Raw genomic sequence first — 18,666 nt, forward strand, 5'->3', positions numbered from 1 at the left:
CCCCCTAATGGGGGCTTTCACACATTTTTAAGATTTTACCGCTTTTTACTGACCCAAAATCAGGTTATTACTAGACTCATATGAGTGCGGTCATATAGGGGCGATAACGATGAAAAAATGGGCAGTTCTGATTTCAGCAGTAGGAATGGCATTTGCCGTTTCAGGATGCAGCAGCGATTACGTCATGGCGACGAAAGACGGACGCATGATCCTGACCGACGGAAAACCCCAGGTCGATGACGATACCGGGTTAATTAGTTATGAAGATCAGCAGGGAAACCGGATGCAGATCAACCGCGACGACGTTTCGCAAATTATTAAGCGCTAAAAGAAAAGAGGTCAGCCCGCCTGGCCTTTTTCGATCTTTTCCTTTCGATTTTTCCTCCGCTCTGCCATCTTAATATTCCTTTGTCAGGGACCCACCTGACGTTGTTGAGAAAAAGGAAGCCGGCGATGCACTATCACCGTATCCCCCACAGCTCCCTTGAGGTCAGTACTCTTGGGCTGGGCACTATGACGTTTGGTGAACAAAACAGCGAAGCCGATGCCCACGCACAGCTCGACTACGCCGTGAGTCAGGGCATTAACCTGATTGACGTCGCTGAGATGTACCCTGTACCGCCGCGCCCCGAAACCCAGGGCCTGACCGAAACCTATGTCGGTAACTGGCTGGCAAAGCACGGTAGCCGCGAAAAGCTCGTCGTTGCCTCCAAAATCAGCGGGCCGCCGCGTAATAACGACAGCGGTATCCGCCCGCAGCAGGCGCTCGACAGAAAGAACATTCGTGAAGCGCTGCATGATAGCCTGAAGCGCTTACAAACCGATTATCTCGACCTGTATCAGGTCCACTGGCCGCAGCGTCCCACTAACTGCTTCGGCAAACTCGGCTACACCTGGACCGATTCCCAGCCGGTAGTCACGCTGCTGGAAACCCTCGACGCGTTAAGCGAATTCCAGCGTGCCGGGAAAATCCGCTACATCGGCGTATCGAATGAGACCGCCTTTGGCGTGATGCGCTACCTGCACCTGGCGGATAAGCATGACCTGCCGCGTATTGCGACCATTCAGAACCCTTACAGCCTGCTAAACCGCAGCTATGAAGTCGGTCTGGCGGAAGTGAGCCAGTATGAAGGCGTTGAGCTGCTGGCGTACTCGTGCCTCGGTTTTGGCACTCTCACCGGGAAATACCTTAACGGTGCGAAACCGGCAGGCGCGCGTAATACGCTGTTCGCCCGTTTTACCCGCTATAGCGGAGAGCAAACCCAGAAGGCTGTGGCAGCATACGTAGACGTAGCAAAACGTCACGGGCTGGATCCGGCGCAGATGGCGCTGGCGTTTGTCCGCCGCCAGCCATTCGTCGCCAGTACGCTACTGGGCGCAACAACGCTTGAGCAGTTGAAAACCAACGTTGAGAGTCTGCATCTTGAGCTTAGCGAAGAGGTGTTAGCGGATATTGAGGCAGTGCACCAGATCTATACCTACCCGGCGCCGTAACCTCTGCCGGATATTTGCAGTGCCGGGCGGGTGGATTTCCCGCCCGGTAAGGTTTAACGCCGACGGCCCCACAGCCAGAGCGCCACAATCGCCAGGGCGAACAGCACGCCAAACCCCACGCCAACACCGACGACCGGGATCCCCACTTTTACCGAAAGCGAAAACAACCCGAGCATCAACAGCATGGCCCCGTTTTCACCAAGGTTTTGTACGGCAATCGCGTTCCCGGCTCCCACGGTATGCTTACCACGCTCCTGCAACAGCGCGTTCAGCGGCACCACGAAGAAGCCCCCGAGAATACCGATAATAAACAGCAGCAGGTAAGACGGCAGCAGCGCGTGTTGCAGTGCAAAAATGGTGACCACCACGCCAATCAGCACCCCGGCAGGCATACACCGGGAGGCGGTTTCGAGGGTCACGAGCTTCGCCGCAGCCCCTGCGCCCACCACAATCCCGACCGCCACCATCGCATTCAGATAGGTTGGCGTAGCGTTGTCAGTGATGCCCAGCACCACCGGCACCCAAAGCACCAGCAGGAAGCGTAGCGTTACGCCTGCGCCCCAGAACAGACTGGTACCGACCAGCGAAAAGCGTGTTTCACGATTGAGCCACAGGGTACGGCAGGCGCTGAAAAAGCTTTGCGTCATCGGCGTAAAACGCCAGGATTGCCCTGGTCGCGCTGCTGAAAGTTTTGGGATCATCAGGTTTGCCACCACTGCGCCACCATAGACCAGCGCACAAACGCCCAGCGCCGCCAGCACGTGCCAGTCGGCAAGGATCCCCCCCGCCACCGAGCCCAGAAGAATAGCGGCAATGGTGGAAGATTCCATCAGACCATTCGCTTTGACCAGTTTGTCACCGGTGGTGAGCTCCCCCAGGATGCCGTACTTCGCCGGAGAATAGGCCGCCGCACCAATACCCACCAGCGTGTAGCCCAGGAAGGGATTGATGTCGGCACAGATACTCAGAGCCCCCAGCAGCTTCAGGCTGTTGGCGAACATCATCACCCGGCCTTTGGCAAAGCTGTCGGCAATCTGCCCGACAAACGGTGCAAAAAGAATGTAAGCACCTACAAACACCATCTGCAAAATCGGCTGGCTCCAGTCGGGATAAAACTGCTGCTTCATCAGCGCCAGCGTAGCGAACAACAGAGCGTTATCACCAAACGCCGAAAGGAACTGAGCGCAGGTCACCGCCAGCATCCCTTTCGACCACAGCGAAGTGTTAGTGTGTACTGACTCACTCATTATGGGATTCCGCCTGCTCAACCATCGTTTTCAAAGTGACAAAATCAGGTTTACCGCTACCCAGTACCGGCAGTTGTTTAAGCCAGCGGATATCGCGCGGTACCGCCAGCTCCGGGATCCCATGCGCGCGGGCATATTGCTGAATTTTGTCACGGCTCAATGCATTATCGGTGGTAAACAGCACCAGCGCCTCACCTTTACTGGCATCGGTTTTAATCACGGTGGCGTGGAGTTTGTCTGGCGACAACGCCAGCGCCATCTGCTCTACCACCTCAAGCGACACCATTTCACCGGCAATTTTGGCAAAGCGTTTCGCGCGTCCCTGAATCTGTACAAACCCCTGCGCATCAAAGGTGACGATATCGCCGGTGTCATACCAGCCGGCTTCCATTTCACCATTCTGGTTTTCCGCCACCGGCGCTTCCAGCATGCCGGGGTTTTCCACCCGCAGATAGCCGTTCATGATGTTCGGGCCTTTAAGCTGCAGACGTCCACCTTCAGCAATACCCGGCACCTCCAGCAGACGCGCATCCATGCCCGGCAGAATCCGGCCCACGGTCTGCGGTTTTGCCGCCATCGGCACGTTAATTGAGACCACCGGCGCACATTCGGTCACCCCATAGCCTTCAAGAATGCGCAGGCCAAATTTGTCCTGCCACAGCTGACGCGTACTCTCCTGCAGCTTCTCCGCTCCGGCCACCACGTAGCGCACCTTATAGAAATCATACGGGTTAGCAAAACGCGCATAGTTGCCAAGGAAGGTCGAGGTACCAAACAGCACGGTGCAGTTGCGGTCATACACCAACTCAGGCACCACACGATAATGCAGCGGGCTGGGATAGAGGAACACCTCTGCGCCAGTGAGTAGCGGTGTAAACAGACCGACGGTAAGGCCAAAGGAGTGGAACAGCGGCAGGGCTGACATGAAACGGTCATCGGCGGTGAAGTCGGCAATCGTTTTAATCTGCTCTACGTTCGCCAGCAGGCTCTTGTGGCTATGCACTACGCCCTTCGGATGACCTTCTGAACCGGAGGTGAACAGCACCATCGCCGCGTCTTCCGGCTGCTGCTTCACCTGCGCCAGGCGCGGCATCAACAGGTGGGAGAAGATCCACAGCTTGTCACCCGTCGTCACGTCGCCCTTCAAATCTTCGAGGAACACCCAGCGCACCTGGGTCAGCTGCTCCGGCAGATGCCACAGCTTGCCCTTATCAAGGAACGTACGGGAGGTAAAAATCGTCTTCAGCTCCGCTGCGGTAATGGCGCTTGAGAGCCCTTTCACCCCGGCGGTGTAGTTCATCATGGCAGGAATTCGGCCACGGGCGATGGCGCCAAAAATTACCGCGGCTGAGATCCCGGCGTTTGGCAACATCAGGCCAATGCGCTCACCGCGTTCGCTATATTTTTCGAGGATCCGCGCCACGAACAGGGTTTTGGTCAGCAGTTTTCGGTAGGTATCCGGCTGGAAGTTGATGTCTTCCACGCAGAGCTTACGTGCGCCGAAACGGTCCTGCGCAGACAGTAACGATTCATACAGCGTCTCACGCGGGCGCACCGCCATGCGGGCTTCCATCATAATCTGGTGCAGCATTTCGCCAGCAATTTTACGCCGTTCACGCGCCCGCGGTGCCTCCGGCATTGGCAGACTCGTTGGCGGCAGCACGTGCAGTTGAATACGTGGGAACAATCGACGCTTTACCCGTCCCTTCAGACGGCTGAAATGGGTCAGTTCGGCACCTTCAATGCGGATCGGGATAATCGTGGCTTTCGACTTTGCGGCAACGAAGGCCGCACCGTCGTAAATCTTCATCAGAGAACCGGTCACCGAGATGCGCCCTTCCGGGAAAATCACCACCGGACGCCCCTGTTCAATCAGGCGCACAAGATGCTTTATCGACATCGGTTTGGTGGGATCGAGCGGGACGAAGTCAATCAACGGCGCCAGGTAGCGCATAAACCACTTCTGGCTTATCGAGGTATAAACAGCGAAAACCGGGCGGATGGGAAGGAAAAGCGCCAGCAGAATGCCATCAATGAAAGAGACATGATTGGGAGTTATCAGCACGTTTTGCTGATGCAGCGCCTCCAGATTGCCAGTCATCCTGACCCTGTACATCACCCGGAACAGCAGCCGAAAAAAAGCAAAAAGCATAGCAACTCCCTTGTCTTGTCATTATTGACAGAAGAGTACACGAGAAGACGGGGGGAAGCGAAATAGCAGGCAAAAAAAACCTGCGCATCTGCGCAGGTCGGTGCAAATAATAAGTACGAAATGAGTACTGAAGAATCTCACCAATCAATACCTCTGGGATAATCAGAGTATCAACCACCACGAAGAACTCTCCAGCGAACATTCGCAACAGCCCTTCGCAAAGTGTAAGCAAAGGTTTGAATTCACTTTTCCCGGTTTCAATTAGGCCAGCGCCCCCGTGTAACCATTACACGCCAGCGCCATTATCTGCTTCACAATTGCTTAAACCTGCGGGGCACAGGCCTTGAAGAGTCACCGCTTTTCCGTAACACTGTAGAGGTGTAAACGTTTCCCCAGAAAAAAGGCATACTATGGCGACTATAAAGGACGTAGCCAGGCTCGCAGGTGTTTCTGTCGCCACCGTCTCCCGCGTCATCAATCATTCCCCAAAAGCCAGTGAAGCTTCCCGTCAGGCGGTTTTTTCGGCCATGGAAGCGCTCAGCTATCACCCGAATGCTAACGCGCGTGCGCTGGCGCAGCAGTCCACTGAGACCGTTGGTCTGGTGGTGGGCGATGTCTCCGATCCCTTTTTCGGTGCGATGGTCAAAGCGGTAGAACAGGTAGCGTACCAGACCGGCAATTTTCTGCTGATCGGTAACGGCTATCACAATGAAGTTAAAGAGCGGCAGGCAATTGAACAGTTGATCCGCCACCGCTGCGCTGCGCTTGTGGTTCACGCTAAGATGATCCCGGATGAGGAGCTCGCCGGGCTGATGAAACAGATCCCCGGCATGGTGCTTATCAACCGTATTCTTCCCGGCTTCGAAAAGCGCTGCGTGGCGCTGGACGATCGCTATGGTGCCTGGCTTGCCACTCGCCATCTGATCCAACAAGGACACACCCGCATTGGCTATCTCTGTTCTAACCATGCCATTTCGGATGCGGAAGATCGTCTGCAGGGCTATTACGACGCCCTGAAGGAGAGCGGTTTACCCTGTAACGATCGGCTGGTGACCTTCGGTGAACCTGATGAAAGCGGCGGTGAACAGGCAATGACGGAGCTACTGGGTCGCGGCAGAAACTTTACCGCTATCGCCTGTTACAACGACTCAATGGCCGCAGGCGCAATGGGCGTACTAAATGACAACGGCATCGACGTCCCGGGAGAAATCTCGCTGATTGGCTTTGATGATGTGCTCATTTCACGTTACGTGCGCCCGCGCCTGACAACGGTTCGCTACCCGATAGTCACGATGGCCACCCAGGCCGCCGAACTCGCCATGGCGCTGGCAGAAAACCGCCCGCTACCTGAAATTACGCACCTGTTCAATCCGACGCTGGTGCGCCGTCATTCGGTCATTGCGCTCGCCGAAGGTGAAAGGTCATAGCGATAGAGATGCACGGTGGTGTCCGGGTAATCCAGGCCATCACCGATGTACTGCCAGCCAAAACGCTCGTAAAAATCACGACAGGCGGAATAGAGATGCAGGCTGGCAAAGCCCATTTCCCGCGCATAGTCCAGCACATGCTGCTGCAGTTTTCCCGCCAGCCCTTGCCCACGCGCAGACTCCGACACATAGAGCGCCCCCATCCACGGGAAGAGATCCTGGCGACTTATCAGATCGCAGCGCCAGAGCCCTACGGTGCCCAGCAGCGTATCCCCTTCGGTCGCCACAAACGTCAGCGGTAACGAATCGGGCTGCTGGCTGTGGTTGATGATGCTGGCAAATACTTCGCGTGAAAGCGGATCGCCAAACGCCTGCCACAGCCAGTCAGTGACGCATTCGGCATGGTGAGGAACAAGATGTAATGGCTGAATTTTCACGCTAACCCCGGGCAGCAATCGGCAAAGTGCGCCGATTTTAGCAGACTCTCCCACCGTTTTATGGTGTCGTTTTGTCAACGTGGCAGCAATCTTGCAGCGAAAATCGTGATCCTGGTTGTTATTTGCTGATTATGAATGGATTCTGCCAGGGATCCCCTGTGATAAACTATGCCCAGTGATGTGGTATCAGGAATGAACAATGGCAACAATGCTGGATGTCTCACTACGCGCAGGCGTGTCGAAAGCGACCGTTTCCCGCGTGCTGAACGGCACAGGTCAGGTCAAAGAGAGCCCCCGTCAGCAGGTGTTTAAGGCGATGGAAGAGCTGGGCTATCGGCCGAACTTTCTCGCACGCTCTCTGGCTAACCGCACCAGTAACAGCATCGGGCTGGTGGTTTCCACCTTCGATGGTTTCTACTTTGGCCGCTTGCTGCAGCAGGCTTCCCGCCAGACAGAAACCCACGGTAAGCAGCTGATTGTGACCGACGGTCACGACACGCCGGAACGCGAAGAACAAGCGGTGCAAATGCTGGCTGACCGCCAGTGCGACGCGATCATTCTGTATACCCGCTATATGAGCGAAAAAGCGATCATGTCGCTCATCGAATCCATCCCTATGCCGCTGGTGGTCATCAACCGTGATATACCGCAGGCGCGCGATCGCTGCGTGTTCTTCGAGCAGCAGGATGCCGCGTTCCAGGCTGTCGATTATTTGATTTCACAGGGTCATCGCGACATCGCCTGTATTACCGTCCCAGGCCACACCCCCACCGGCAAAGCGCGACTCGAGGGTTATCGCCGTGCGCTTGAAAAGCACAACATCGCATGGGATCCGGCAAAAGTGAAGTATGGAGATTCCAGTATGACGCGCGGCTACGAGCTTTGCCGCGAGCTGCTGGATGAAAACATCCCGTTCAGTGCCCTCTTCGCCTGTAACGACGATATGGCGCTGGGCGCGTCAAAGGCGCTGCATCAGGCAGGGCTGCGCATTCCACAGGATGTTTCTCTGTTTGGTTTCGACGATGCCCCCAGCGCCAAATGGCTGGAGCCGGGGCTTTCAACGGTGTATCTACCGATTGATAATATGATTGTAACCGCCATCGATCAGGCGATTAAACTTGCTAATCAGCAGGAGATCGAGACGATCCCGCCGTTCACCGGTACGCTGGTGCTGCGGGAATCTATCACTACCGGGCCTTATTACAGCTCAAGCGCCAGCAGATCCTGAATGCGCTGACGGCGGCGGATCAGCCGTGCTTTACCGCCGTCAAACAGCACTTCTGGCAGCAGGGGGCGGCTGTTATAGTTCGATGACATCGACGCCCCATAGGCCCCGGTATCGTGCAGTACCAGATAGTCTCCCGCCACTACCGCCGGCAGCGCGCGAGTTTCCACTTTGCCACCTTCCTGCTGGGTAAAGACATCACCAGATTCGCACAGCGGCCCGGCGACAACGGTATCCAGTACCGGCGCCTGGCTGAGATCGCGACCATCGGCGGCAAGTGCAGAGATGTGATGATAGCTGCCGTACATTGCCGGACGCATCAGGTCGTTGAACCCGGCATCAATCAGCACAAAATGACGGCTACCCATCTCCTTCACTCCACGCACCTGAGCCACCAGCACGCCAGCCTGTGCCACCAGGAAACGACCCGGCTCGATTTCAAGCTTCACCGGATGACCAAAATGACGTGCAATTTGCTCACGGGCGGCGTTCCACAAACCGTAATAGTGGTCGGTATCGATTGTCTCTTCACCTTCACAATACGGAATCGACAACCCGCCACCGGCGGAAATCGCCTGCAGATCCTGACCAAAATCAATCACCTGCTGAACCATCGCCCCGCACACCTGCTCAAGGTGACCATAATCAACGCCGGATCCAATATGCATGTGGATCCCAACCAACTGAAGCTGGTGGCGCTGCATCACCGCCAGCGCGGCCGGCAGATCGCTATACCAGATCCCATGCTTGCTGTTTTCGCCCCCGGTGTTGGTTTTCTGGCTATGCCCGTGACCGAATCCCGGGTTGATCCGCAGCCAGACACGATGACCTGGTGACGCAGTACCCAATTGATCCAGCATATCAACAGACCCCGCATTCACCGGGATCCCCAGCTCGGCAACCCGGGCAATGGTCTCTTCATCAATCACATCCGCGGTAAAAACGATGTCGTCCGGATTGCTGCGCGGGTCAAAACCGGCCACCAGCGCGCGTTCGATTTCTCCGAGTGATACGGAATCCACCTTCACGCCCTGTTCACGCATCAGGCGCAGGATATGAATGTTCGAACAGGCCTTCTGGGCAAAACGGACCACGTCAAAACGACTGAGCTGCGCTACCTGCCGGCGAATGATCTGTGCGTCATACACCCACACCGGGCAACCAAACTCGGCGGGAAGTCGCAGCAGGTTATCGGCGGTCAGGTCGGTATCAGTGTTGTTCAGCGGGCGTGGCATGGAAAGACTCCAGTTATGCAGGGGTTTTTCATGATTACGCCACAGCCCGGAGGCAATAAAAAATATCGTTTTATATCGAGTCTATGCAAAAATGATATGGAATCACCTTATAGAGAGAGCCGCATGCCTGCCGTTAATTTGCGTCATATCGAAATTTTTCACGCCGTGATGACCGCCGGAAACCTGACGGAGGCGGCACGGCTGCTGCATACTTCCCAGCCTACGGTGAGCCGTGAGCTGGCACGCTTTGAGAAAGTACTGGGATTAACGCTGTTCGAGCGCTCACGCGGTCGGCTGCATCCGACTGTGCAGGGTTTGCGTTTATTTGAAGAGGTACAGCGCTCATGGTATGGCCTCGACAGAATCGTCAGCGCGGCAGAAAGCCTGCGTGAGTTTCGTCAGGGCGAGCTGTCGATTGCCTGCCTGCCGGTGTTCTCACAATCTTTTTTGCCATCCCTGCTGCCGCCGTTTCTGGCGCGTTATCCGGAAGTCAGCCTGCAGATTGTGCCTCAGGAATCGCCGCTGCTGGAAGAGTGGCTCTCCTCTCAGCGTCACGATCTGGGTCTCACCGAAACCCTGCAGGCGCCGGCTGGTACGGAACATACGCCGCTGCTGACGCTGAATGAGGTGTGCGTTTTGCCGTCAACACACCCGCTGGCGGCCAAAACGGTACTGACCCCGGCCGATTTTCACGGTGAAAACTATATCAGCCTGTCGCGTACCGACAGCTACCGGCAGTTGCTTGATTCCCTGTTCAATGAACATCAGGTAAAGCGCCGGATGGTGGTCGAGACCCACAGCGCGGCGTCGGTCTGCGCGCTGGTGCGCGCCGGGGCGGGGATCTCCGTCGTCAACCCGCTCACCGCACTGGACTATGCTGAAAGCGGCGTTAGCGTGCGCCGTTTCAGCATCGATGTCCCGTTTACCGTGAGCCTGGTGCGTCCGCTGCACCGTCCAGCCTCTGCGTTAGTGGCCGCGTTCACCCGACATCTACAGGCCAGCCTGCCGCTAATAACCGGTCCGCTGGATGAGGTACTCAATGGGACTCAGAGAGCATAAAGTCGACGGCATCTTCGGCATGAATAGCTGCCGTATCGAATACCGGCAGACAGCTTTGTTCTGCCGGTACCAGCAGGCCAATTTCGGTACAACCAAAGATAACCCCTTCGGCCCCCTGCTCTGCCAGACGTTCAATCACCTGCAGATAGTAGTCGCGCGAAGACGGGGTAAAGCGCCCCAGACACAGCTCTTCAAAGATTATCTGATTGATTTTCTCCCGCTCTGGCGCCTTCGGCACCTGCACGTCGAGGCCAAACTGTTCAACCAGACGGCCACGGTAAAAATCCTGCTCCATGGTGTAACGCGTCCCGAGCAACGCCACCCGCTTCAGTTGCTGTTTCTCAATTGCCCGACCGGTTGCTTCAGCAATGTGCAGGAACGGTACCCGAGTGCGGGAGGTGATGCTGTCCGCCACTTTATGCATGGTGTTAGTGCAGAGCACAATACCTTGCGCACCGGCGAGCTCCAGGCCGTGGGCGGCCTGAGCAAGAATGTCGCCCGCTTTGTCCCACTCACCGCTGGACTGGCAGGCTTCGATGGTGTGAAAGTCTACGCTGTGCAGCAGAATTTGCGCAGAGTGTAAGCCGCCCAGGCGCTGCTTTATGCCTTCGTTGATAAGGCGGTAGTAAGGGATAGTAGACTCCCAGCTCATGCCGCCAATTAACCCTATCGTCTTCATCGGTCCCCTCCTGTGTTTCCCCAGTGAAGCAAACTGACGGCACGCAGGCAACAAAAAAGGGCGGCTCTCGCCACCCTTATTATTTCCAGCATCGTCGTGATTACATCGATTCCGGGTTAACCGCTGCCAGTACCGGACGACGGGCGGCCATTGCCTGCCCTACCAGGATACTACCGCAGGCGAAAATGCCCCCAAGCAGCGCCGCCAGTACGATGATGATGCCTTTTCCCGGGCCATCTTTTTTCACCGGCAGCGAGGCCGACAGCTGGTATTTAAATACCGGGAAGGTCATATCTTTGACGCTGACTTTTTCCAGCAGCGACAGCTGATATTCGCTGTTACGCAGCCCGGCATTCAGCTCTGACACGTCGGTGATGGATTTCTCGATTTCAAGCTTACGCTCAATGCCGTCAGCACCCAGCGAAATAGAAAAATCCGGATCGTCTTTTACCGCCTGACCATTACTATAAACCGGGCGGGTGATCCCCGCGGCTTTCGCGACCTGAAGAGAGTAATTCAGGCGTTTGATTCGGGTATCCTGAATGTTGGCAAGTTTCGCACGCTCAAGCTCCAGGGCATCTTTTTCTGTTTGTACTTTCAGCGCGACAGTATCACGAATGCTTTCCAGTGACTGCGTCACCACCTTAGCAGCCACGAACTCGATATAGTTGTTCAGAATAGACTGTGCTTCCTGGGGATTTGGCCCGGTAAAGCTGAGCGTCCAGGAGCTGTAGGGCTGAGAGTCATCTTTTTTCATCGCATTGTCGTTCACGGCTTTCATCTTTTCAGACATAGCAACAATCGCCCGGTGCAGCTCCATGGTGTCGACGTTGGTGTCTTTAAAATGCGCCATCAGCGTTGGCGAGCTGGTGATGTACTCTTCAAGCTCCTGCTGGGAACTGAATTTTTTCAGGAAGAGGTTAAAGACCTCATTGCGATCGAGACCAATATTCACACCCAGCACCTGCAACGCTGCCAGACGCTGATGCAATTGGCTCCACTGCGTCGATTCCGCCGGGGTGACGATGGCATTACTGGTCCATTTCTGCGGCAGCAAAAAAGAAAGCAACAAACCAACCAGCGCGAAGGCGAGGACATAAGCCAGAATGCGCTTCTTCGCACACCACAACATGTCCATGAGACTCAGCAAATCAATCTCCCCCGCGTGCATTTCGTGCTTCGGAAAACGAGACAGGTCAAGGTTGTTTTTGGGTTTGATTTCCAGTGATGACATAGCCTTAAATAACTCAATATTATTCCCTTAGGGGCGCGATAATACCGTAAATGCAGAATATTCCTAATCACTTTTTTGGGAACTTTTGGTTCAAGCTACAAAAAATAGTAGGAATTTCCGAAAAAACAATTGCTTGCCTTTACTTAAATTCACCTCTCACAAACCCTCTCTAACCATCTAATTTTAAATAAGTAATTATCTCATCCTGTTTTCAGTAATACCTTGTAGAGACCCAGTAAATTTAAAAGATAAGAATTAACTGATGCTCGTTAATCCCTGATATTTACAACGAAAATAATTACATATGGTTATTAATCATTACTCAAGTCCGAATCCAGACATAAAAAAACCCTCGCACTTCTGCGAGGGTTTAGAATACTTCCGAGTGAAAGTTAACGCGCCAGCCAGCCGCCATCCACCGCAATGGTATAACCGTTGATGTAGTCCGATGCCCCAGAAGCCAGGAAGACGATTGGCCCCTGCAGATCGCTCGGCAGTCCCCAGCGCCCAGCCGGAATACGGTCAAGGATCTCAGCGCTACGCTGCTCATCAGCACGCAGCTGCTGGGTGTTGTTGGTCGCCATATAGCCCGGAGCAATAGCGTTAACGTTGATATTGTGTTTTGCCCACTCGTTAGCCAGCAGACGGGTTACACCCATCACAGCGCTCTTCGATGCCGTGTACGACGGTACGCGGATCCCGCCCTGGAAGGAGAGCATAGAGGCGATGTTGATAATCTTGCCGCCGTTCCCCTGAGCAATAAACTGTTTTGCCACGGCCTGGGACATAAAGAACACCGTTTTGATGTTCAGGTTCATCACATCGTCCCAGTCCTTTTCGCTGAAATCGATAGCGTCCTGGCGGCGAATCAGGCCCGCGTTGTTAACAAGAATATCAATGTGGCCAAACTCGGCGACTGCGCGCTCCAGCAGCCCAGGAATACCATCGATTGAGCGGAGGTCGGCCGTCAGGCTCAGAAAACGACGACCCAGCGCCGTCACCTGCTCAATCGTCTCAGACGGTTCAACAACGTTGATACCCACGATATCGCAACCGGCCTGCGCCAGACCCAGCGCCATACCCTGGCCGAGGCCAGTGTCACAACCGGTGACGATAGCCACTTTGCCTTCAAGGGAGAATGTATCCAGAATCATGTTTTTCCTCACGTATACTGCGCCTGCCGGTGACAGGCATTGATTAGCTTTACCTGCCGCTTTTAGCGCAGATCTTTAACCGCCACATGGTCCATATCATCAAAGACCTGGTTTTCCCCAACCATGCCCCAGATGAAGGTATAAGCACGGGTTCCGACGCCGGAATGGATGGACCAGCTTGGGGAGATGACTGCCTGTTCGTTGTGCATCACGATATGCCGCGTTTCCTGCGGCTGGCCCATCATGTGGAAGACGCAGGCGTCTTCCTCCATGTTGAAGTAGAAGTAAACCTCCATACGGCGCTCATGGGTGTGGCACGGCATGGTGTTCCACAGGTTGCCTGGTGCGAGCTCGGTCAGGCCCATGCTGAGCTGGCAGGTTTCCAGTACGTCGGGAACAAAGTATTTATTGATAGTGCGGCGGTTGCTGGTGACGTTGTCGCCGAGGGTCACCGGCGCGACCTCTTCTGGCGTCACTTTTTTGGTGGGGTAAGCAGTGTGCGCCGGTGCGCAGTTGTAGTAAAACTTCGCGGGATGGGCGGCATCAACGCTCGCGAAGACCACTTCTTCTGCACCTTTGCCCACATACAGCGCATCGCGATGACCAACCTCATAGCATTTGCCGTCGACGGTGATGGTGCCCGGACCGCCGATGTTGATAACGCCCAGCTCACGACGCTCAAGGAAATAGCTCACGCCGAGCTGTTTGCCGACTTCACTACCGACTGAAACCGTTTTTTTCACCGGCATAATGCCGCCAACGATGATGCGATCGATATGGCTGTAAACCATGGTGTATTCGTCTGCAACGAATACCGTCTCGACCAAAAACTCCTTGCGCAGGCCCTCTGTATCAAGCGTTTTGGCGTGTGTGCTGTGGATACTTTGTCTTACGTCCATCTTCACCTCCGGAAATGCGTTCTGACCAGGATAAGCGGAGTAAAACAGGGTTCCGCTTTGGTTATGTGGCCATCCTACCCCTCCTGAAATGGGTTTTCAATTATAAATAAAACATCGTTTCAATTTTTATTGATTGGTTTCACATAAAAGAAAACGGCCCACCAGAGGTGAGCCGTTATCAAAGGTAAAATGGCCGCGCATCGCGGCTTTCGGGGGAAGGATTTAGTCGCGCTCTACCGCCAGCGCCACCCCCTGCCCACCGCCGATACATAAGGTGGCAAGGCCTTTGCGGGCATCGCGTTTTAACATTTCATGAACCAGTGAAACCAGAATGCGGCATCCGGAGGCACCAATCGGGTGACCGAGGGCAATCGCCCCACCGTTGACGTTGACCCGGCGTTCGTCCCATTCCAGCACGCGGCCAACCGAAATTGCCTGCGCGGCAAAGGCTTCATTGGCTTCAATGAGGTCGACATCACTGAGTTGCCAGCCTGCCCGCTCGAGGCACCGGCGCGTCGCGTGGACCGGCGCGATCCCCATCAGTGCGGGATCGACCCCGACGCTGGCAAAGGCGCGGATCCGCGCCAGGATCGGCAGATTCAGCTCCTGCGCTTTGCTTTCACTCATCATCAGTACCGCTGCTGCCCCGTCGTTAATCGTGGATGCATTACCTGCGGTGACCGAACCCAGACGGTCAAACGTGGGCTGCAGCTGCGCCAGCCCTTCTGCGCTGGCATCCGTACGCGGCTGCTCGTCGGTATCCACCAGCTGCCCACGCGGGCTCAGCACCGGTACGATTTCTTCACGAAAACGCCCGGAGTCGATAGCCAGCCGCGCTTTATGCTGCGAGCTTAGCGCCCACGCATCCTGAAGCTCGCGGCTGATGCCGTACTCGCGCGCCAGATTCTCCGCGGTGACCCCCATGTGATAATCGTTGAATGCATCCCACAGGCCGTCGTGCACGAGGCTATCAATCAACTGGCTATTGCCAAGACGCGCGCCGGTACGGCTGTCGGTCAGCACGTGGGGTGCCCGGCTCATATTTTCTTGCCCACCGGCTATCACGACATCCGCTTCACCACACTGGATAGCCTGAGTAGCCAGATGGAGGGCCTTAAGCCCGGAGCCGCAGACATCGTTGATGGTAATAGCAGATACGGTATTCGGCAGCCCGCCCTTGATGGCCGACTGACGTGCAGGGTTTTGCCCGGCTCCTGCCGTTAACACCTGCCCGAGGATCACTTCGTCAATAGTGTGTGCGGCGATACCGGTACGCTCGATCAGCGCTTTGACTACCATGCTGCCCAGTTCGACTGCCGAGTGGCCCGACAGCGCCCCCTGAAAACAGCCGATAGGTGTCCGGAGCGCACCGACGATAACGACATCTTTCATCTCTACCTCTGCGCAAAAATCCTTCGCCATAGTAGAACATTGTTATCAACAGTTATCGTAATTGTTTAAAAATGGTGAGTTTTATCACACGGGAAGCGCTCATTTTGCCACATGCGGCACCGCCGCGTTTTGCAGGTAATCCCGCAGCCAGCTGCCTGCCGCCCCCAGCGGAAATTTCTTATTCCAGACCAGGTCGACGGAGACCGAGCGGGGCCAGCCAATAATGTTAAGCATCACCAGCGATTTTGAGTGAGCAAACTCTTCCACCAGCGGACACGGTAGCGCACACCAGCCAAATCCCTGCTCAGCCATACTCAACAGCAGTAAATAGTTCGGCGCCGACCACACTGGCCCGCGCGCCGGCTGTGGGTCTTCTTCCAGATAGGTATTCAATCGCAGTTCACGCCAGGTATGCAGCTCGTCCCACTCCACTTCGGTTTTCTCCGCCAGCGGGTGTTCCGGAGCGACGTAAATCGCCATCTTTGAGTGCGAAGACATGCGCGTCATACCGATTTCCGTTGGGTAGCGCCCACGGGCTTCAATCAGACCAATCTGCGCACGCCCCTTCTCCAGCAGGTCGATAACATCGACATCCTCACCCACCAGGCACTCAAACTCGGTCTGCGGAAAACGCTTATCAAACTCGCTCAGAAGTCCCGCCAGCAGATCAGGATGCATGGTATCGGAAAGCACAAACGTCAGCCGGGCTTCGGTGGTCCCCGAAAGCGCAGCCGCCAGTTCGTCCAGCCGGTCGCTGGCGGTCAGTATCGCCTGTACATAGCTCAGTACCCGCCGTCCCTGCTCAGTCAGTACCGGCTGACGGGAGGTACGATCGAATAGCGTCACGCCAAGATCCGCCTCGAGATTGGAGATGGCGGTACTGATGGTCGACTGGCTTTTACGTAATCTTCGCGCGGCTGCGGAGAAAGATCCGCAGGACACCGCTTCTACAAAGGCATTCAGAGCTTCGGGAGAGTAGCGCATGATGTATCTACTTTTTCGATGGTATCTATCTTTCACTCATCTTAATTATCTATAAAATATTTTTCCAGTTACCGTTATTAGAACAATGAAATTGAGGTTTATTTTTATGCAACAGAATAACTTACATCGCAGATCGATCCTGGAGCGTATTTTCCATGCCATTGGGTTTGAGGGTCTCGCGACCCTGGTTCTCGCCCCGACCGCCGCCTGGTTGATGCAGCGTTCAGTGGTAGAAATGGGCGGTGTGGCCATTCTGCTGGCGACGCTCGCGATGGTCTGGAACATTATCTATAACGCCGGGTTCGATAAACTCTGGCCGGTGACCCGTGTCACGCGTACTGCGAAAGTCCGTATCGCCCACGCACTGGGCTTTGAGCTGGGCTTTATCGTCATCGGGGTTAACATTCTGGCGCCGCTGCTGGGTGTTACTCTGCTGGAAGCGTTTATGCTGGAGATTGGCTTCTTCCTGTTCTTCCTGCCCTACACCGTGGTGTACAACTGGGTTTATGACACACTGCGCGCACGCATCATTAAGCGCCGGATGCAAAGAGTAGCCGTTCAGAATTAATAGTTTAGCGAAAAGGCAGCCTCCGCTGCCTTTTTTCATCCCCCCGTGCACAACGCACTGCCATCAACTATCCTCCCCGCCAGCGGCAGAATTATGGTAAATTGCACTCCTTTTTTCTGACTTTATGGTTGATAAATTCGAATAATGTCTAAAATTTGGTCTAAAGAGGAGACTCTCTGGAGTTTTGCTCTCTATGGCACCGCCGTAGGTGCCGGAACGCTATTTCTTCCCATCCAGCTTGGTGCAGCCGGGAGCCTGGTGCTGCTCATCACTGCCCTGGTTGCCTGGCCTTTAACCTACTGGCCGCATCGCGCACTGTGTCAGTTCATTCTCTCCTCGAACACCTCCGCAGGTGTCGGGATCACCGGAGCCGTGAGCCATTACTACGGACGTAAGATCGGCAACATTATTACCGCTCTCTACTTCATCGCCTTTTTCGTGGTGGTGCTGATTTACGCCGTGGCAATCACCAACTCCCTGACCGAACAGCTGGCAAAACATATGCCGCTCACGACAGGTGTGCGAGTGATGGTGAGCGCCGGTGTTGTACTGGTATTGAACCTTATCTTCCTGATGGGGCGTCATATCACCCTGAAGGTCATGGGTTTCCTGGTTTTCCCACTGATTGCCTATTTCCTGTTCCTGTCGCTGTGGCTGACCAGAAGCTGGGATCCATCGCTGCTTGCCGGACAGATGGAGTTCAGTACACACACCCTGCACCAGGTCTGGATCTCTATTCCCGTGATGGTTTTTGCTTTTAGCCATACGCCCATTATTTCTACCTTCGCCATTGATCGGCGGGAGAAGTACGGCGACCTGGCCATGGGTAAATGCAAAAAGATCATGAAGGTAGCTTACTTAATCATCTGCTTAAGCGTGATGTTCTTTGTGATTAGCTGCCTGTTGTCGATTCCGGCAAACTACATTTCCTCGGCGAAACATGAAGGCGTGACCATCCTTTCCGCGCTCTCGATGATGCCAAACTCTCCGGCATGGCTCGCGGTTTCCGGGATTATTGTCGCGGTAGTGGCAATGTCAAAATCCTTCCTTGGCACCTACTTTGGGGTGATTGAAGGGGCAACCGAGGTGGTTCGCACATCGCTTAACGTGGTCGGGGTACATAAGAGCCGCGCCTTTAACCGGGCAATGTCGATCATTATGGTGTCGGCTATCACCTTCCTGATTTGCTGCATCAACCCGAACGCCATCTCGATGATTAGCGTGATAAGCGGGCCGCTTATCGCCATGATCCTGTTCATCATGCCAACCATCTCAACCTACCTGATCCCGTCCCTGAAGCCCTACCGCTCAGTGGGTAGCTTCATCACGCTGGTGGTGGGGATCCTCTGCGTGTCGGTCATGTTTGTGAGCTAAATCCTCTGCGGCGACCCTCGGTCGCCGCCTTCTTTCGTTACACTCTCTGGTTCCCACGTTCATTCCTGCGGCGTTACACTGGTTATGTCATTTCTCTGAGGAAAGC

17 protein-coding genes are annotated in these 18,666 nt (G+C 55.1%); 7 read left to right on the plus strand and 10 right to left on the minus strand.

From position 1 onward, the window contains the following. Positions 1-109 precede the first annotated feature (109 nt). Together C7387_RS12825 and C7387_RS12830 are read left to right on the plus strand one after the other, a co-directional pair. Entirely contained in the window at positions 110-328 is a 219-nt protein-coding gene (locus tag C7387_RS12825) for a YgdI/YgdR family lipoprotein (RefSeq protein WP_006818455.1), read from the plus strand. A gap of 125 nt (positions 329-453) precedes the next feature. Further along, positions 454-1,494 (plus strand): NADP(H)-dependent aldo-keto reductase, encoded by a 1,041-nt coding sequence (locus tag C7387_RS12830; protein WP_038255380.1) that lies wholly within the window; start codon positions 454-456, stop codon positions 1,492-1,494. A 53-nt stretch (positions 1,495-1,547) separates the two neighbouring features. On the opposite strand, the gene lplT is transcribed toward C7387_RS12830, so the two are convergent. Together lplT and aas are read right to left on the minus strand one after the other, a co-directional pair. Beyond that, complete coding sequence (lplT, locus tag C7387_RS12835) at positions 1,548-2,741, minus strand: lysophospholipid transporter LplT (protein WP_120816828.1); 1,194 nt, start codon at positions 2,739-2,741, stop codon at positions 1,548-1,550. Further along, entirely contained in the window at positions 2,734-4,893 is a 2,160-nt protein-coding gene (gene aas, locus C7387_RS12840) for a bifunctional acyl-ACP--phospholipid O-acyltransferase/long-chain-fatty-acid--ACP ligase (RefSeq protein ID WP_120816829.1), read from the minus strand. Before aas ends, lplT begins: the two co-directional genes overlap by 8 nt. A gap of 410 nt (positions 4,894-5,303) precedes the next feature. Between aas and galR the strand changes: the two genes are divergently transcribed. Beyond that, a complete protein-coding gene (gene galR, locus C7387_RS12845) occupies positions 5,304-6,320 on the plus strand; it encodes an HTH-type transcriptional regulator GalR (RefSeq protein ID WP_006818451.1) in 1,017 nt (338 codons plus the stop codon). Here galR and C7387_RS12850 read toward each other — a convergent pair. After that, positions 6,281-6,757 (minus strand): GNAT family N-acetyltransferase, encoded by a 477-nt coding sequence (locus C7387_RS12850; protein WP_006818450.1) that lies wholly within the window; start codon positions 6,755-6,757, stop codon positions 6,281-6,283. The two genes, galR and C7387_RS12850, sit on opposite strands and share 40 nt — an antisense overlap. Positions 6,758-6,956: 199 nt before the next feature. Between C7387_RS12850 and C7387_RS12855 the strand changes: the two genes are divergently transcribed. Beyond that, the gene (locus tag C7387_RS12855) at positions 6,957-7,985 is read left to right on the plus strand and encodes a LacI family DNA-binding transcriptional regulator (protein ID WP_120816830.1); all 1,029 of its coding nucleotides are present in this window, start codon (positions 6,957-6,959) and stop codon (positions 7,983-7,985) included. On the opposite strand, the gene lysA is transcribed toward C7387_RS12855, so the two are convergent. Next, positions 7,958-9,217 carry a diaminopimelate decarboxylase gene (gene lysA, locus C7387_RS12860; RefSeq protein ID WP_120816831.1) on the minus strand — a complete coding sequence of 420 codons (1,260 nt, stop codon included), beginning with the start codon at positions 9,215-9,217 and terminating at the stop codon, positions 7,958-7,960. The genes C7387_RS12855 and lysA overlap by 28 nt on opposite strands. Before the next feature lie 123 nt (positions 9,218-9,340). Here lysA and C7387_RS12865 point away from each other — a divergent pair, with 123 nt between their 5' ends. Further along, positions 9,341-10,276 carry a LysR family transcriptional regulator gene (locus C7387_RS12865; RefSeq protein WP_120816832.1) on the plus strand — a complete coding sequence of 312 codons (936 nt, stop codon included), beginning with the start codon at positions 9,341-9,343 and terminating at the stop codon, positions 10,274-10,276. On the opposite strand, the gene C7387_RS12870 is transcribed toward C7387_RS12865, so the two are convergent. The 6 genes from C7387_RS12870 to C7387_RS12895 form a co-directional block, all read right to left on the minus strand. Beyond that, positions 10,254-10,955 carry an aspartate/glutamate racemase gene (locus tag C7387_RS12870; protein WP_038255386.1) on the minus strand — a complete coding sequence of 234 codons (702 nt, stop codon included), beginning with the start codon at positions 10,953-10,955 and terminating at the stop codon, positions 10,254-10,256. The two genes, C7387_RS12865 and C7387_RS12870, sit on opposite strands and share 23 nt — an antisense overlap. Positions 10,956-11,055: 100 nt before the next feature. Then, complete coding sequence (wzz(fepE), locus tag C7387_RS12875) at positions 11,056-12,189, minus strand: LPS O-antigen length regulator Wzz(fepE) (protein WP_006818444.1); 1,134 nt, start codon at positions 12,187-12,189, stop codon at positions 11,056-11,058. A 392-nt stretch (positions 12,190-12,581) separates the two neighbouring features. After that, positions 12,582-13,343: a 2-dehydro-3-deoxy-D-gluconate 5-dehydrogenase KduD gene (kduD, locus tag C7387_RS12880; protein WP_006818443.1), complete on the minus strand. Its 762-nt coding sequence runs from the start codon at positions 13,341-13,343 to the stop codon at positions 12,582-12,584. A 62-nt stretch (positions 13,344-13,405) separates the two neighbouring features. Beyond that, positions 13,406-14,242, minus strand: a complete 837-nt coding sequence (gene kduI / locus C7387_RS12885; protein WP_120816833.1) for a 5-dehydro-4-deoxy-D-glucuronate isomerase — start codon at positions 14,240-14,242, stop codon at positions 13,406-13,408. Between the two features lie 222 nt (positions 14,243-14,464). Continuing rightward, on the minus strand, positions 14,465-15,634 hold the full coding sequence (locus C7387_RS12890; RefSeq protein ID WP_038255399.1) for an acetyl-CoA C-acetyltransferase: 1,170 nt from the start codon (positions 15,632-15,634) through the stop codon (positions 14,465-14,467). Between the two features lie 99 nt (positions 15,635-15,733). Continuing rightward, positions 15,734-16,618, minus strand: a complete 885-nt coding sequence (locus C7387_RS12895; protein ID WP_006818440.1) for a LysR family transcriptional regulator — start codon at positions 16,616-16,618, stop codon at positions 15,734-15,736. A gap of 106 nt (positions 16,619-16,724) precedes the next feature. Here C7387_RS12895 and C7387_RS12900 point away from each other — a divergent pair, with 106 nt between their 5' ends. Further along, positions 16,725-17,186, plus strand: a complete 462-nt coding sequence (locus C7387_RS12900; RefSeq protein ID WP_038255401.1) for a multidrug/biocide efflux PACE transporter — start codon at positions 16,725-16,727, stop codon at positions 17,184-17,186. Between the two features lie 144 nt (positions 17,187-17,330). Next, a complete protein-coding gene (locus C7387_RS12905) occupies positions 17,331-18,560 on the plus strand; it encodes an amino acid permease (RefSeq protein ID WP_006818438.1) in 1,230 nt (409 codons plus the stop codon). The last annotated feature ends 106 nt before the right edge of the window (positions 18,561-18,666 follow it).

The organism is Yokenella regensburgei (assembly GCF_003634235.1).
GTDB lineage: Bacteria > Pseudomonadota > Gammaproteobacteria > Enterobacterales > Enterobacteriaceae > Yokenella > Yokenella regensburgei.